This window comes from Proteus sp. NMG38-2 (assembly GCF_020640995.1).
GTDB lineage: Bacteria > Pseudomonadota > Gammaproteobacteria > Enterobacterales > Enterobacteriaceae > Proteus.
The window spans coordinates 1,023,625-1,038,471 of record NZ_CP085481.1; the positions used below are offsets into that span (position 1 = coordinate 1,023,625).

General features: G+C 38.4%; 15 protein-coding genes. 11 read left to right on the forward strand and 4 right to left on the reverse strand.

What is annotated here, in order from left to right:
• Positions 1-44 precede the first annotated feature (44 nt).
• Positions 45-623, forward strand: a complete 579-nt coding sequence (gene lpcA / locus LG402_RS04815) for a D-sedoheptulose 7-phosphate isomerase (protein ID WP_072070905.1) — start codon at positions 45-47, stop codon at positions 621-623.
• A gap of 50 nt (positions 624-673) precedes the next feature.
• A complete protein-coding gene (locus tag LG402_RS04820) occupies positions 674-1,441 on the forward strand; it encodes a class II glutamine amidotransferase (protein ID WP_166540990.1) in 768 nt (255 codons plus the stop codon).
• Here LG402_RS04820 and LG402_RS04825 read toward each other — a convergent pair.
• The gene (locus LG402_RS04825) at positions 1,412-2,173 is read right to left on the reverse strand and encodes a L,D-transpeptidase family protein (RefSeq protein ID WP_109409447.1); all 762 of its coding nucleotides are present in this window, start codon (positions 2,171-2,173) and stop codon (positions 1,412-1,414) included. The two genes, LG402_RS04820 and LG402_RS04825, sit on opposite strands and share 30 nt — an antisense overlap.
• 415 nt (positions 2,174-2,588) lie before the next feature.
• On the opposite strand from LG402_RS04825, the gene LG402_RS04830 reads away from it, so the two are divergent.
• The 8 genes from LG402_RS04830 to nqrM all read left to right on the forward strand — a co-directional run bounded on the left by LG402_RS04830 (position 2,589) and on the right by nqrM (position 9,769).
• Positions 2,589-3,929: a Na(+)-translocating NADH-quinone reductase subunit A gene (locus LG402_RS04830; RefSeq protein ID WP_166540989.1), complete on the forward strand. Its 1,341-nt coding sequence runs from the start codon at positions 2,589-2,591 to the stop codon at positions 3,927-3,929.
• Between the two features lie 3 nt (positions 3,930-3,932).
• Positions 3,933-5,171, forward strand: a complete 1,239-nt coding sequence (locus LG402_RS04835; protein WP_227336532.1) for an NADH:ubiquinone reductase (Na(+)-transporting) subunit B — start codon at positions 3,933-3,935, stop codon at positions 5,169-5,171.
• On the forward strand, positions 5,164-5,952 hold the full coding sequence (locus tag LG402_RS04840) for a Na(+)-translocating NADH-quinone reductase subunit C (RefSeq protein WP_166540988.1): 789 nt from the start codon (positions 5,164-5,166) through the stop codon (positions 5,950-5,952). The genes LG402_RS04835 and LG402_RS04840 overlap by 8 nt, the downstream gene beginning before the upstream one ends.
• On the forward strand, positions 5,945-6,574 hold the full coding sequence (locus LG402_RS04845) for an NADH:ubiquinone reductase (Na(+)-transporting) subunit D (RefSeq protein WP_072070899.1): 630 nt from the start codon (positions 5,945-5,947) through the stop codon (positions 6,572-6,574). The genes LG402_RS04840 and LG402_RS04845 overlap by 8 nt, the downstream gene beginning before the upstream one ends.
• A gap of 5 nt (positions 6,575-6,579) precedes the next feature.
• Complete coding sequence (gene nqrE / locus LG402_RS04850) at positions 6,580-7,176, forward strand: NADH:ubiquinone reductase (Na(+)-transporting) subunit E (protein WP_006534792.1); 597 nt, start codon at positions 6,580-6,582, stop codon at positions 7,174-7,176.
• Positions 7,177-7,192: 16 nt separating this feature from the next.
• On the forward strand, positions 7,193-8,419 hold the full coding sequence (nqrF, locus tag LG402_RS04855; protein WP_227336533.1) for an NADH:ubiquinone reductase (Na(+)-transporting) subunit F: 1,227 nt from the start codon (positions 7,193-7,195) through the stop codon (positions 8,417-8,419).
• Between the two features lie 80 nt (positions 8,420-8,499).
• Positions 8,500-9,522, forward strand: a complete 1,023-nt coding sequence (locus LG402_RS04860; RefSeq protein ID WP_166540986.1) for an FAD:protein FMN transferase — start codon at positions 8,500-8,502, stop codon at positions 9,520-9,522.
• 19 nt (positions 9,523-9,541) lie between these two features.
• Positions 9,542-9,769, forward strand: coding sequence for a (Na+)-NQR maturation NqrM (gene nqrM / locus LG402_RS04865; protein WP_036932601.1), 228 nt, complete (start codon positions 9,542-9,544; stop codon positions 9,767-9,769).
• Positions 9,770-9,922: 153 nt separating this feature from the next.
• Here the strand turns inward: nqrM and LG402_RS04870 are convergent, their stop codons facing one another.
• The gene (locus tag LG402_RS04870; RefSeq protein WP_072070896.1) at positions 9,923-10,135 is read right to left on the reverse strand and encodes a CsbD family protein; all 213 of its coding nucleotides are present in this window, start codon (positions 10,133-10,135) and stop codon (positions 9,923-9,925) included.
• Positions 10,136-10,227: 92 nt separating this feature from the next.
• Entirely contained in the window at positions 10,228-11,100 is an 873-nt protein-coding gene (locus tag LG402_RS04875; protein ID WP_166540985.1) for a glycerophosphodiester phosphodiesterase family protein, read from the reverse strand.
• A gap of 233 nt (positions 11,101-11,333) precedes the next feature.
• Here LG402_RS04875 and dinB point away from each other — a divergent pair, with 233 nt between their 5' ends.
• Positions 11,334-12,389, forward strand: coding sequence for a DNA polymerase IV (dinB, locus tag LG402_RS04880; protein ID WP_227336534.1), 1,056 nt, complete (start codon positions 11,334-11,336; stop codon positions 12,387-12,389).
• A gap of 67 nt (positions 12,390-12,456) precedes the next feature.
• Here dinB and LG402_RS04885 read toward each other — a convergent pair whose 3' ends face one another.
• Complete coding sequence (locus LG402_RS04885) at positions 12,457-14,619, reverse strand: TonB-dependent siderophore receptor (protein ID WP_166540983.1); 2,163 nt, start codon at positions 14,617-14,619, stop codon at positions 12,457-12,459.
• Between the last annotated feature and the right edge of the window lie 228 nt (positions 14,620-14,847).

A 14,847-nucleotide genomic window follows, 5' to 3' on the forward strand; every position in this document is an offset into this window, starting at 1 on the left:
GAGAAACAGAAAATTTCGATTACCCTTTCTGGAGTAAAAATCCTATGTACCAAGATCTTATCCGTGGTGAGTTAACAGAAGCAGCAGATACCCTTTCTCGCTTTCTTCAAGATGATGCAAACATTGAAGCTATTCAAAAAGCAGCTGTATTATTAGCAGATTCTTTTAAAGCTGGTGGCAAAGTATTATCTTGTGGTAATGGTGGTTCTCATTGTGACGCAATGCATTTTGCTGAAGAGCTGACAGGGCGTTACCGTGAAAATCGTCCTGGTTATCCTGCCATTGCGATTTCTGATGTAAGCCATATTTCATGTGTGAGTAATGATTTTGGCTATGAATATGTATTTTCACGTTATGTTGAAGCTGTAGGTAGAGAAGGTGATGTTCTGCTGGGTATCTCAACTTCAGGTAACTCAGGCAATATTATTAAAGCGATTAGTGCTGCGCGTGAAAAAGGCATGAAAGTCATTACGCTAACAGGCAAAGACGGTGGCAAAATGGATGGTACAGCGGATATTGAAATTCGCGTTCCTCATTTTGGTTATGCTGATCGCATTCAAGAGATCCATATCAAAGTTATCCATATTCTGATCCAATTAATTGAAAAAGAAATGGAAAAGTAAGTCATTATTGCTATAAATCAGCAATAAACATCGACAAGAAGGAGTGAGCGATGTGTGAATTATTAGGCATGAGTGCAAATGTACCGACAGATATTAATTTTAGTCTAAGTGGGTTAATTCCAAGAGGGGGCAAAACAGGGCCTCATAAAGATGGTTGGGGAATTACCTTTTATGAAGGACTAGGGTGTCGCACATTTAAAGATCCTCAAGCCAGTGCTATTTCACCTGTCGCTCGCTTTGTTCAAGAGTATCCGATTAAATCTGAGGCTGTCATTGCTCATATTCGTCAGGCGAATCGAGGAAATGTCTCTTTAGAGAACACACATCCTTTTACCCGTGAATTATGGGGTAAAAATTGGACTTATGCACATAATGGTCAATTAAAAGGCTATCAATCTCTTGAAACAGGGCGCTTTAGAGCCATCGGTCAAACAGACAGTGAAAAAGCATTTTGCTGGATCTTAAATCAACTTGAAGAGCGTTATAAACGAACACCTGCTAATTGGCTGGCTGTGTTTCGCTTTATTTCTACTTTAGCCTCTCAATTAAGGCAAAAAGGGGTTTTTAATATGCTGTTATCTGATGGGCGATTTGTTATGGCGTATTGTTCAACAAATTTACATTGGATCACGCGAAAAGCGCCTTTTGGAAAAGCAAAACTACTTGATCAAGATGTAGAAATTGATTTTCAGCAACATACACAATCAGATGATGTTGTTTCTGTTATTTCAACATTACCACTTACTGGAAATGAGTCTTGGCAGCGTATTCCTGTGGGGGAGTTTGTGTTATTTGATCGTGGTGTGCGTATCCTGTAGCCATTTGCTTTCACTATTTTGTGATAAATTAAGGGTGGGTTGATTTGGTACAATTGAGGTGTTATTAACCAGATAGCGTCCATCCTTAACAGTAACAGAAGGGATCTGTTTGCGCTCTTCGACATATTGATAGGCGGGCATAAGTTGTTGCCAGAAATCGATGTCCGTTGAATAGTGATGTTTCTTCATATTTTCGTTAGTCATTTTAAATGGGAAAATATGAATGTTGATCACTGATTGTCCATTTTTCAGGGCTAGTTCAGCATACTGATAAATTTCATCCATAACTGAATCTGTCATTGCATAACAACCAACCGATTTACACGCTCCATGGATCATTAAAAAATCCCCAGTGTATCCTTTTGATTTGTCGTATTGATTAGGAAATCCTAGATTGATAGCTCGGTAAAATCGACTATTCGGGTTTAATTGTGAAAAATTAACCTGATAAAAGCCTTCTGGACTTTTTAAATCACCTTGAAATTTTTTAGGGCCTAACCCACCAGAATAGCTACAAATAGGGTAAGTACGTACTTTTTCTAATTGCCCATCTAATTTTTCTGTATAAAGTTCAAGTAAGCTTTCTTCTTTGAAAATCTGAATATAGATAGGCCGTCCTGTGCTTTTTTTAACAGGTTCCATTAGAAATTTTGAACTGTTTTCAGCGTTAACTAATAAAGAAGTTAACATTAATGTTAAAAAACTGATTAGTTGTTTTGCGTGACTGGTCATGGTTTTATCAGAAAAATAGCTTAAAATTTGTTGATAAAGTAGATCGTAGATTGCTATGAAGCAATAAATTTGTAAATTAAAATCTGAGATGGTTTCTTTTCTATTACAAAATATTCTGTGTGAAATTTAAGCGATCGTCGAGAAAGATGATATTTTAATTCGGTTTATACGAGTTGTTAACGTTTCAGTCAAAATAATATTCCCATTTGCTTGAGCTAAATCACTCGAATAGTCAGACAGGTTTAGGCTGAGATGATAAAATTCAGGTCGGCAGAATAAGAGAAAATAGTAACAATTATCGGAGATAAATAACTTAAGGTTCAAAAACACCTTAAGATGTTTTTATTACAGAGTCGCTACATTTTCGGGGTGAATTTGTAGCTTAGGGTTTAACTGATAAACTTGTGCAAATCTTATGATTAAAATTAAAAAAGGACTCGACCTCCCAATTGCAGGAGCGCCTGCCCAAGTGATAGAAGACGGACCCGCGATTCGACGCGTAGCACTGCTAGGTGAAGAATATGTCGGTATGCGTCCTTCTATGATGGTTTCGGAAGGTGAGCATGTAAAAAAAGGGCAAATTCTTTTTGAAGATAAAAAGAATGCCGGTGTTGTTTTCACCAGCCCAGCTTGTGGTAAAGTCGTTGAAATTAACCGCGGTGAACGCCGTGTGTTCCAATCTATAGTGATAGAAATTGATGGCAACGAAGAAATCACCTTTAACCGCTATGATAGCGCTACGTTGTCAGATTTAACCCGTGAACAGGTTGAAAGCAACCTTGTTAAATCGGGCATGTGGACTGCGTTAAGGACTCGTCCTTACAGTTGTACTCCACATTTAGGTACAACACCTGTTGCCATTTTTGTTTCTGCAATGGATACCAATCCACTTGCAGCCGATCCTATGGTTATTATTGAGCAAAATGAGAAGGCATTTAATGATGGCCTTGTTATTTTAACCCGATTAACTGAAGGAAAGGTCTATGTTTGTCATGGCGAAAAATCGCCAGCAAAATTGAATGACGGACAAATTAGTTATAACCAATTTTCTGGACCTCATCCAGCAGGGTTGGTAGGCACTCACATTCATTTCTTAGAACCTGTCAGTGCTAAGAAAATGGTTTGGCATTTAAATTACCAAGATGTGATTGCTATTGGTTACTTGTTTACAACAGGTTCTTTATACACTGAACGTGTTGTTGCATTAGCTGGCCCTCAAGTAAAAGCACCGCGTTTAGTGCGTACTCGTTTAGGGGCTGATCTCTATGAGTTAACCAAAGATCAATTAGTTGATGATGAAAACCGCATTATTTCTGGCTCTGTACTATGGGGATGGAAATCTGATGAGGCTCATCACTATTTAGGTCGTTTCCATAATCAAGTTTCTGTATTACGAGAAGGTCGTGATAAAGAGTTATTTGGTTGGGGTATGCCGGGTAGCGATAAATTTTCTATCACACGTACAACTATCGGTCACTTCCTAAAAAATAAACGCTTTGCTTTTACAACCTCAATGAATGGTGGCGAACGTTCAATGGTACCAATTGGTAACTATGAGCGTGTTATGCCGTTAGACATTATGGCAACGCATTTATTACGTGATTTAGTTGTAGGTGATACAGACAGTTCACAAGCATTAGGTTGTTTGGAATTGGATGAAGAAGATTTGGGATTATGTACTTATGTTTGTCCAAGCAAATATGAGTATGGCCCAGCACTGCGCCAAGTATTGACCAAAATTGAGCAGGAAGGGTAACTCATGGGTTTGAAAAATTTATTTGAAAAAGTAGAGCACCATTTTGAGCCCGGTGGCAAACTAGCAAAATGGTACGTACTTTATGAAGCTGTGACCACGGTATTTTATACACCGGGCACAGTGACGAGTAATGGTGGTCATGTTCGTGACACTATTGACCTAAAACGTATGATGATCTTAGTTTGGTTAGCCGTTTTCCCAGCAATGTTTTGGGGGATGTATAACGTCGGTCATCAAGCGATCCCTGCACTTAATCAGTTATACAGTGGTGCTGAATTACAGCAAATCATTGCTTCAGATTGGCATTATCGCCTTGCTGAATTCCTCGGCGCATCATTAACTACAGATGCTGGATGGGCAAGTAAGATGCTACTTGGTGCAACTTACTTTTTACCTATTTATCTTGTAGTTTTTGCGGTTGGTGGATTTTGGGAAGTTCTTTTTGCCTTTATTCGTGGCCATGAAATTAACGAAGGCTTCTTTGTTACATCAATCTTATTTGCCTTGATCGTACCGCCAACATTACCACTTTGGCAGGCTGCATTAGGTATTACGTTTGGTGTTGTTATCGCAAAAGAAATCTTTGGTGGTACAGGGCGTAACTTCTTAAACCCAGCATTAGCAGGTCGTGCATTCCTGTTTTTTGCTTATCCGGCTCAAATTTCAGGTGATCTGGTTTGGACTGCGGCTGACGGCTTTTCTGGTGCAACACCATTGTCACAATGGTCTGTATCGGGTGAAAGTGCATTATTAAATACCGCCACTCAACAACCTATCTCTTGGATGGATGCTTTTCTTGGATATATTCCAGGGTCTATCGGTGAAGTTTCAACGCTGATGATTTTAATCGGTGGTGCTGTCATTCTTTTTGCTCGCATTGCTTCATGGCGTATTGTTGCTGGGGTAATGGTGGGCATGATTGCAATGTCATACCTGTTTAATTTTATCGGTTCAGACACCAATCCTCTCTTCTCAATGCCTTGGCACTGGCACTTAGTATTAGGTGGTTTTGCTTTCGGTATGATGTTTATGGCAACAGATCCAGTATCCGCATCGTTTACTGATAAAGGTAAATGGGCTTACGGTATTTTGATTGGCGTAATGGCTGTGCTTATTCGTGTCGTCAATCCGGCTTACCCAGAAGGTATGATGCTGGCAATCTTATTCGCAAACTTATTTGCACCACTGTTCGATTACGTGGTTGTTCAGGCGAATATTAAGCGGAGAATAGCTCGTGGCTAAAGAGAAAAACAAAGATAGCGTCGCAAGAACGTTCCTCGTTGTATTTATTCTATGTCTAGTGTGTTCCGTGGTAGTAGCTGGAGCGGCTGTTGGACTGAAGTCTAAACAAGAAGAACAAAAGCTTCTTGATAAACAACGTAATATTCTTGATGTTGCGGGTCTGCTCGTACCTAAAATGAGTGCGACAGATGTACTGAAAGTATACAACACTCGTATTAAAGCAAAAATTGTTAATTTCCAGACAGGTGAACTGACTGATAGCAAAGGCAATTTTGATTTAAACGCTGCATTACGTAGTGATGATACTTCAATTGCATTATCACCAGCAGACGATGCAGCTAAAATTCGCCGACGTGCAAATACTGCAGAAGTGTATTTTGTGCTTGATGAACAAGGCAAAACTACAGAAGTCGTTCTACCTGTTTATGGTTCTGGCTTATGGTCTGTGATGTATGCGTTTATTGCGGTTGATATTGATGGCGTAACCTCCAAAGGTATTACTTATTATGCTCATGGTGAAACACCAGGCTTAGGTGGTGAGGTTGACAATCCTCAGTGGAAAGCTCAATGGAAAGGTAAGCGTCTAATCAATGAAGAAGGCGTACCTGCTATCAAGATTGTGCGTAGTGGTGCTGCTTCTGGCAATCCTTATGGCATTGATGGACTTTCTGGTGCGACACTGACCTCAAATGGCATCCAGCATATGTTCGACTTCTGGTTAGGTGAAAAAGGTTTCGGCCCATTCCTGAAAAAAGTACGTGAAGGAGAAATCAATGGCTGATACAAAAGAAATTAAACGCGTTTTACTTGGGCCATTGTTAGATAACAACCCTATTGCTTTACAGGTATTGGGTGTGTGTTCTGCACTGGCTGTAACAACAAAACTTGAAACTGCATTCGTGATGACAATTGCTGTAACACTGGTTACTGCATTCTCAAGTTTCTTTATTTCACTAATTCGTAATTACATACCAAGTAGCGTTCGTATTATTGTTCAAATGGCGATTATTGCTTCATTAGTTATCGTTGTTGACCAAATTTTGCAAGCTTATGCGTATGAAATCTCTAAGCAACTTTCTGTTTTCGTTGGCCTTATCATTACTAACTGTATTGTTATGGGGCGAGCAGAAGCCTATGCAATGAAATCACCACCGATTGAAAGTTTTATGGATGGTATTGGTAATGGCTTAGGGTATGGCGCTATCTTGATCCTTGTCGGATTTTTACGTGAACTTTTCGGTTCTGGTAAATTATTTGGCATTACCGTGATGGAATCTATCCAGAATGGTGGCTGGTATCAGCCTAACGGTTTATTCCTGTTAGCACCAAGTGCATTCTTTATCATTGGCTTGCTAATTTGGGGATTACGTACATTAAAACCTGCACAGGTTGAAGAGGACTAATCGCCATGGAACATTATATAAGCCTGTTTGTTCGTGCTGTTTTTATTGAGAATATGGCGCTCGCGTTCTTCTTAGGGATGTGTACATTCCTCGCTGTATCTAAAAACGTAAAAACGGCATTTGGATTAGGTATCGCTGTTACCGTTGTTCTAGGTCTTTCTGTGCCATTGAATAACTTGGTTTACAACTATGTGTTACGTGATAATGCGTTAATGGAAGGTGTCGATTTAAGTTTCTTAAACTTTATCACTTTCATTGGCGTGATAGCGGCACTGGTACAAATCCTAGAGATGATTTTAGACCGTTATTTCCCTGCGCTGTATAACGCATTAGGGATCTTCTTGCCTCTTATTACCGTTAACTGCGCCATTTTCGGTGGTGTGTCATTTATGGCACAACGTGACTATAACTTTAGTGAGTCTATTGTTTATGGTTTCGGCTCTGGAATTGGTTGGATGTTAGCCATCGTATTGTTGGCTTCTATCCGTGAGAAAATGAAGTACGCGGATGTACCGGCAGGTATGAAAGGATTAGGCGTTACTTTTGTCACCACAGGGTTGATGGCATTAGGTTTCATGTCCTTCTCTGGTGTTCAGCTATAAAGGGTGAGAAGAACTCATGGATATAATTATTCTAGGTGTCGTGATGTTTACCCTGATTGTATTGGTATTAACAGCGTTGATTTTGTTCGCAAAATCAAAACTGGTCAATACAGGGGATATTTCAGTTGAGGTCAATGGAGACCCAGACAAAAGCTTTAATGCACCAGCAGGTGATAAATTACTAAACGTATTATCAAACGAAGGTATTTTTATTTCATCGGCTTGTGGTGGCGGTGGCTCTTGTGGTCAGTGTCGCGTTAAAGTGCTAGAGGGTGGCGGTGATATTCTGCCAACAGAACTTTCGCATATTAACAAGCGTGAAGCTAAAGAGGGTTGTCGTTTAGCCTGTCAGGTCAACGTAAAAAACAACCTGAAATTAGAATTACCAGAAGAAATCTTTGGTGTTAAAAAATGGGAATGTGAAGTTATCTCAAACGATAACAAAGCAACTTTCATTAAAGAATTAGTATTAAAAATTCCTGAAGGTGAAGTTGTACCTTTCCGTGCTGGTGGATTTATTCAGATCGAATGCCCACCTCATACCGTGCGTTATGAAGATTTTGATGTGCCTGAAGAGTATCGTGAAGACTGGGATAAATTTAACTTATTCCGCTACGTTTCTGATGTAAAAGAAACCACAGTACGTGCTTACTCAATGGCAAACTATCCTGAAGAGCATGGCATCATCATGTTAAACGTGCGTATTGCAACACCACCACCACGTAATCCTGATGTGCCACCAGGCATAATGTCATCGTACATTTGGTCATTAAAATCAGGTGATAAAGTGACAATTTCAGGGCCATTTGGTGAATTCTTCGCTAAAGAAACTGATGCAGAGATGATCTTCATTGGTGGTGGTGCAGGTATGGCACCAATGCGCTCACATATTTTTGATCAGTTAAAACGCTTACATTCTAAACGTAAAATCAGCTTCTGGTATGGTGCTCGTTCTGTACGTGAAATGTTCTACACTGAAGACTTCGATATGCTTGCAAGAGAAAACGAAAACTTCACATGGAATGTCGCACTTTCAGACGCCTTACCTGAAGATAACTGGACAGGATATACAGGATTTATTCACAATGTGTTGTTTGAGAATTACCTCAAAAATCATCCAGCACCAGAAGATTGTGAATTCTATATGTGTGGACCGCCAGTAATGAACGCAGCTGTTATTAAAATGCTCAAAGACTTAGGCGTTGAAGATGAAAACATTATGCTGGATGACTTTGGCGGTTGATCCTAACCTCCCATTAAGCATAAATGAATGAAATGACAAGCGCCCACTTATGTGGGCGCTCATGATCAGAAGAGAGAGTTATGTTAAAAAGAAAGATGATAAATTGGATAGTGATGCTGTCTGCTTTAGTTCTATTGTCTGCATGTGGTGAAAAACAGCAGGTATTAGAAGGCGAAACAATGGGAACTTATTACTCGATTAAATATGTTCCTGATAGTAATTCACCTCCACAAAACGTCTTACAAACAGAGATCGATCGTATTCTTGAAGAAGTGAACGATCAAATGTCAACATATCGTCCTCATTCTGAATTGAGTCGTTTCAATCAAAGTCGTGAAATTAATACACCATTCCCTGTTTCACCTGCTACCGCTAAAGTAGTGAGTGAAGCCATTCGTATTAATAAAATCACGGATGGTGCTTTAGATGTGACTGTTGGACCTTTAGTAAATTTATGGGGATTTGGCCCAGAAGGTCGATTTACTCACCAGCCTTCTGAAGATGAATTAGCAAAACGTAAACAGTGGATTGGCATTGATTACTTAGCTATTGAAGGGAATACACTGATCAAGAAGATCCCTGAGCTTTATGTCGATCTCTCTTCTATTGCTAAAGGCTATGGTGTTGATGCTGTTGCTGAGTATTTAATATCACAGAATATCACTAACTATATGGTTGATATTGGTGGTGAAGTAAGAACACAAGGTGTAAATGGTAATGACAAGCTTTGGCGTATAGCAATTGAGAAACCAGCTAATGATGGTACAAAACAGAGCGTTCAGTTAATTATTGAACCAGGTGATAATTCAATTGCAACCTCTGGTGATTACCGTAACTACTTTGAAGAAGACGGTATCCGCTATTCCCATACTATTGATCCAACTACAGGTCATCCTATTAAACATAACCTCGTTTCTATTACTGTGATTGTCCCCACTTGCATGAGTGCTGATGGCCTTTCTACTGGATTGAATGTTTTAGGGCCTGAAAAGGGGTTAGAAGTAGCAAATAAACTAAATATTCCTGTCTTTATGATAGTGAAAACTGAAAATGGGTTTGAAGAGCGTTATAGTAAAGCGTTCGCCCCGTTCTTGAAAAAATAGAATTTAAGGAGAGAAGGTTATGTTAAAAATATTTCTTTTTGCCTTCATCTTATTCTTGATTGCCTTCTTTGGAATGGCGTTAGGATATATTGTAAAACGTAAAAGCCTTCAAGGCAGTTGCGGTGGTTTAGGGGCTATGGGGATAGAAAAAGAGTGTGATTGCCCTGAACCTTGTGACGCACGTAAAAAACGTATGGCAAAAGAGTCCGCACGAGAAGAGTTACTGAAAAAGAATCGAATTCTTTAATAGTAAAAAAGATATTTAGATAAAAAAAGAGTGATGGCTTTAATTACCATCACTCTTTTTTATTTCATTCATTCTAAAAATATAAGCATTCTAAAAAAAGTTTTTAATAGAATAGAAGTAGGATAATAAAAAGCGAATCCTTGTGTTAAAGATTCACTTCCATGGATAAGGGTTTTGCCCCTCCCATTCTAAAACTTCTTTTTTGGCTTCTTCATAGGAATAGTCATAATGTTCTTGAAGTTTACCAATGAGTTGCTCTCGTGTACCTTCGATAATATCAAGTTCATCATGGGTGATCTTTCCCCATTTTTCTTTTACTTTTCCTTTGAATAAATTCCAATCACCAGAAATTTTATTGTTTAACATTTTATTCCTCCTTACTTATTTCTATCGGATAACACTATTAAGTGTAGAAGAGAATAAAGTGAATATAAAAGTGAAAACCTAAATAGAATTATTTACTCTTTCCTAAATACTTTCATTTTGGCTGGAGAGTCAACCATGACGGCATCAGCACCTAATTCTGTAGCTTGAATATAATCTTTTTCGGTGTTGATACCAAAAAGAACAATATGGGCATTGCCACCAGCACGAAAACAGGACATTGCATCCTTATCCCAACTCAGAACGGAAACTGATCGCGCTTCACCTAAAGTATATTTTTCAACAACTTCTACTTTTCGATGTAATTCAAGCCCATACCAACGAGTAATATCTAAGTTTTCAGGCAATAAGCAAACGTGGCTCATAGTAATATTGGCGAGGATATCGCGGGTAATATCACGACTTTCAAAACGCTCTACATTAGTCGGGAGTGCATCAAGAAAGGCGGTATTAGTGGAATAAATACGGGTTCTATCAAGTGCATTATGCTTACTGAGAACTGTAGCTAATGCTTCACCTTGAATAATGGGATCAGCATCAGGTGATTTTAAATCAAGATAAAATTGAGTAGTGGGAAATTGAGTTAAGATTTCATCTAAGGTAGGAATAGTGATCCCTTTATTTCGGTAAGGGTATTGCTGTGCTTCTGCGAATTTATAGCCAGCATCCCATTGTTTAAGTTCCTGTGCAGTAAACTCAGAAATCATGCCTTGCCCATTAGTTAGGTTTTTTAAGTCACTAGGGCGGTAAAGTACAGGAATGTTATCTTTTGATAATTGAATAGTGATCCAAATTGCATCAGCTTGATTAGAGAGTGCTGTTTTTATAGCAATTTCAGTATTTTCTGGGGCATCAGCTGTGCCACCACGATGTGCGATAATTTTAGGGGATGCCATAAGAATTACAGAATAAAAAAAGAGAGAAATAGCAATGAATAATTTGATCATGAAAAATTATTTCCTTGTTTTATATGTAGTTACAAAACAATTATTAAGGTGAATGTAATTAATCAACAAGCAAAAATAATCTAACATCACTTTGTGACAATTCTATAAATAAACAGACTAATTCAGATTTTTATGAGAAATACACCTCGTTAGAGGGAGCTAAGAGTGAATAAAAATTGTAGTTAATATTTATTTACTGTATATTTAAACAGTAATGTAAATGAGGAAATTGTATGCGTAAAATTATTCATGTTGATATGGATTGTTTTTATGCTGCGATTGAAATGCGTGATAATCCAGCACTAAAAGAGATCCCAATTGCGGTTGGTGGAAATGCCTCTAGCCGAGGTGTTGTCTGTACTGCAAATTATCCTGCACGTCGTTTTGGTGTCCGTAGTGCAATGTCAACCGCGACAGCATTGAAGCTGTGTCCTCATTTAAAAGTATTGCCTGGCAGAATGGCTCTGTATAAAGAAACTTCAGCGAAGATCAGGCAGATATTTTCTCGATATACTCACCTTATTGAACCTCTTTCACTTGATGAAGCTTATCTTGATGTCTCTGAAAGTAAGCATTGCCATGGCTCTGCAACGCTGATGGCTCAAGAAATTCGCCAACAAATTTTTGATGAATTAAATCTCACTGCATCCGCAGGCATTGCACCAATAAAATTTCTGGCAAAAATTGCTTCTGATATTAATAAGCCTAACGGGCAATTTGTTATTACTCCTGAGCAAGTTGATGATTTTATTCTGAAATTACCGCTTAATAAAATACCAGGAGTAGGTAAGGTAACATTTGCTCGTTTGCAAGAAATGGGGCTAGAAACTTGTGCTGATATTCGTCGTACAGATGTTATTTCTTTAGTAAAAGCATTAGGAAAATTTGGACAAAACCTTTGGGAGCGTAGCCATGGTATTGATGAGCGAGAAATTAACCCTGATAGACTTAGAAAATCGGTAGGTGTTGAACGGACGTTTGCCCACGATATTAATTCATGGGATGACTGCTTAGCATTATTAGATGGATTGTATAACGAATTAGAAAAACGACTCACAAAGGTTAAACCCGATCTAAGGATCGCAAGGCAAGGCGTTAAGTTAAAATTTGATGATTTTCAGTTAACGACGCAAGAGCATACTCATCCTATTTTAGAAAAAGCTGATTTAATAAATATCGCTTATCAAGCATGGCATGAACGCCGAAATGGCCGAGGTGTCCGATTAATCGGATTTCATGTCACCTTGCAAGATCCACAAATAGAACGGCAACTTCTTTTGGCGCTATAAGAATTAAAAACCATAGCCGATCAATAGATTGGCTATGGTCAATGTAGTTAATTTATTCTATATGATCTTACCAGCGATAATTCATCGTTGCTGTCATTGTTCTACCTATCCCATAAAAGCATGCGGTATCACCAGCACAAGATGCAACATAATGTTTGTTCGCAATATTATTCATATTAAGCTGAATTTCAGCACCTTTTAAAGAAGGTGATAACTCACCTAATGAATAACCAATCATTGCATCATATAAGGTTACCGCAGGAACACTGATTGTATTTTTAGTATCACCTTGAGATACACCTACATATCTCACACCAAAGCCCGCTTTAGCCCCATTAAATAACCCTGAGGTTTCATCATATTGACCCCAAAATGATGCCATATGCTTAGGAACTCTAGGTAACTCTTTTCCTTGTGTTCCTGCAATAATGGTTTTTCTGACCTCTGTATCGGTGTAAGCATAGCTACTAATGAAGGAAATATTTTCAGTTAATTGGCTATTAATTTGTGCTTCAATACCACGGCTTCTAATCTCACCAACAGGCTCAAAATAGGCTTTCTCGGCATTATAGTTAGTAACATTACGTTGTTGTAACTGATAAATAGAGAGCGTTGCTAATGTTTGCTGATTTGGTGTGAGGTATTTAATACCCGCTTCTAATTGACGTCCTTCGCTTGGCTCAAATGGCGCACTACCTGGTGCTCTACGGGTTTGTAAATTAGGCTCAAAAGAGGTGCTGTAACTTATATAAGGTGAAATACCATTATCAAAAGCATATAAAAGACCAGCACGACCCGTTAGTTTATTATCATCTTGCTGATCATATGTGGTTGCTAAGAAATCATGAGTTCGTACTTGCGCCCAGTCTTGGCGTAAACCTGCAAGTAATATCCAATTTTTCCATTGGATCTGATCTTGTAGATACAACCCGATTTGATCGCGTTTTTGCAACTGATCTGTTGCAGGTTTTTGTAAGCTCATATTAATCGGATGATTATAATTAGGATCACGCCAATCCAGATCGTACTCTGAGCCCGTAGCCCGACGTAAATTGTCTTGATCTTTGCTCCACTGATAATCAATACCTGCAATCACTGTATGATTAAGTTTTGCAGTAGTAAAATCAGCTTGTAAACGTGTATCTATTCCTAAAGTATCTGTTTCACGTTGTTCTTGCTGGGCTCTACGTTCAAGCACATAAGGATTGTCTTTTCTTAATGAGCCGAAAACAAGGTATTTATATTTTTGATTAATATGACTATAACGAGCATTTTGTACTATTTTGAGTGAGTCACTAAATTCATGTTCAAATTCATAGCCTACGCCATATTGTTGACGCCACGATTGGTGATAATCAGGGTTGTTTACGTCAAAATCAAAAGGAATAGTGCCTTCAGGTGTTTTTTTCACCGTACCATAAGCGGGTAAAAAGTTACGATAACCAGCCTCAGGCTCTTGCTGAATAAAGCTTAATAACGTTAAACGTGTTTGTTCATTAGGTAAAAAAGTAATAGCGGGAGCGAGGGCAAAACGCTCTTCTTTATAGTTTTTTATTTGAGTATGTTGTGTTTTGGCAATACCATTTAGGCGATAAAGAATACGATTGTCATCACTTAATACACCTGAAAAGTCGAATGCAGTTTCTGCCAATTTATCATTACCAGCTCGCACTTGAATGTGGCGAATAGGCGTTGCAGTGGGTCTTTTACTTGTCATTGCAACAAGGCCACCTGGATTTACTTGGCCATAAAGCACAGATGCTGGTCCTCTAACAACTTCAACGCGCTCTAATAACCATGGGTCAAGTGCCCCTGTTGATGATGAAGCTCCCATACCATAGCTTAAACCATCTAAAAAACGAGGTGCATAACTGTATCCACGAATAAAAACCTCGTCATTACGATTAGAACTTCCTCGATATTCGGTGAACACGCCGGGTGTATAACGTAGCGCTTGAGAAACGGAACTGACATCTTGAGCATCCATCTGATCACGAGTAATTACCGTAATAGATTGTGGTGTTTTTTCAATTTCAGTTGGTGTTTTATTTGTTGATAGTGTTTTTGTGGCAATAAAGCCTGAAACAGGAGATTGTGGATCTTGTGATGGAGCCGCGGTGACAATTATCTTTTCAGATGTATTTTGATTAACTGCCGCATGAATTTGAATAGAGAGTAAACTTAAAGGTAAGGCGAGAATGACGCTAGCAACGCAATTTTTGTTAGACACAATAGGACCCTTTGAATTTTTATTTTTTAACTTTAAATGCGGAAAGCATGAAAATATCACCCAATAAATATTAATGCTAATGATAATAATTAGCATTCTATAAATTATTTTTATTAAGATTATTTGTTTATTCCAAAATGGAATAAGGTGGGTTGGTATTTGTTCTGTAAGGAATAAATTATGATACTTAAGAGAAATAGAGCGTATATAGAGGGATAAATTATTTCT

Excerpts from the sequence above, each read along its gene's own strand:
- lpcA (WP_072070905.1), top strand. The coding sequence starts at position 45 with ATGTACCAAGATCTTATCCGTGGTGAGTTAACAGAAGCAGCAGATACC.
- LG402_RS04820 (WP_166540990.1), top strand. The coding sequence starts at position 674 with ATGTGTGAATTATTAGGCATGAGTGCAAATGTACCGACAGATATTAAT.
- LG402_RS04825 (WP_109409447.1), bottom strand. The coding sequence starts at position 2,173 with ATGACCAGTCACGCAAAACAACTAATCAGTTTTTTAACATTAATGTTA.
- LG402_RS04830 (WP_166540989.1), top strand. The coding sequence starts at position 2,589 with ATGATTAAAATTAAAAAAGGACTCGACCTCCCAATTGCAGGAGCGCCT.
- LG402_RS04835 (WP_227336532.1), top strand. The coding sequence starts at position 3,933 with ATGGGTTTGAAAAATTTATTTGAAAAAGTAGAGCACCATTTTGAGCCC.
- LG402_RS04845 (WP_072070899.1), top strand. The coding sequence starts at position 5,945 with ATGGCTGATACAAAAGAAATTAAACGCGTTTTACTTGGGCCATTGTTA.
- nqrE (WP_006534792.1), top strand. The coding sequence starts at position 6,580 with ATGGAACATTATATAAGCCTGTTTGTTCGTGCTGTTTTTATTGAGAAT.
- nqrF (WP_227336533.1), top strand. The coding sequence starts at position 7,193 with ATGGATATAATTATTCTAGGTGTCGTGATGTTTACCCTGATTGTATTG.
- LG402_RS04860 (WP_166540986.1), top strand. The coding sequence starts at position 8,500 with ATGTTAAAAAGAAAGATGATAAATTGGATAGTGATGCTGTCTGCTTTA.
- nqrM (WP_036932601.1), top strand. The coding sequence starts at position 9,542 with ATGTTAAAAATATTTCTTTTTGCCTTCATCTTATTCTTGATTGCCTTC.
- LG402_RS04870 (WP_072070896.1), bottom strand. The coding sequence starts at position 10,135 with ATGTTAAACAATAAAATTTCTGGTGATTGGAATTTATTCAAAGGAAAA.
- LG402_RS04875 (WP_166540985.1), bottom strand. The coding sequence starts at position 11,100 with ATGATCAAATTATTCATTGCTATTTCTCTCTTTTTTTATTCTGTAATT.
- dinB (WP_227336534.1), top strand. The coding sequence starts at position 11,334 with ATGCGTAAAATTATTCATGTTGATATGGATTGTTTTTATGCTGCGATT.